Origin of the sequence: Burkholderia sp. SIMBA_051, from assembly GCF_046534915.1 — a bacterium.
Lineage (GTDB): Bacteria > Pseudomonadota > Gammaproteobacteria > Burkholderiales > Burkholderiaceae > Burkholderia > Burkholderia ambifaria.
The window spans coordinates 1-249 of record NZ_JAWRXS010000646.1 but is presented as its reverse complement, the minus strand read 5'-3'; the positions used below and the strand labels follow the sequence as shown (position 1 = coordinate 249).

The 249-nt window shown below is 69.5% G+C and carries 1 pseudogene; it reads right to left on the bottom strand.

From position 1 onward, the window contains the following. Positions 1–188 (bottom strand): annotated as a pseudogene (locus SB771_RS36080) (ABC transporter substrate-binding protein); the annotation flags it as partial. Positions 189–249: the final 61 nt, after the last annotated feature.

The window sequence follows — 249 nt, the reverse complement described above, 5'->3', positions numbered from 1 at the left end:
GGCTGGCCGATCTGCTTGCCCAGCGCCTCGGCGAAGATGCGGCCGACCACGTCCGAGGTGCCGCCGGGCGGGAAGGGCACGATCAGGCGGATCGGACGGTCGGGATAGTTGCTCTGGGCGCCGGCGGACGGCGCCAGCACGGTGGCCAGGGCGGCGGCCGCCACGGTCAGCCAGGTACGGATCTTCATGGGTTGTCTCCTCGCTTGGGATGTCTGTGTTGTTATTCAGGCTCAGGCGATGCGGTCGCCC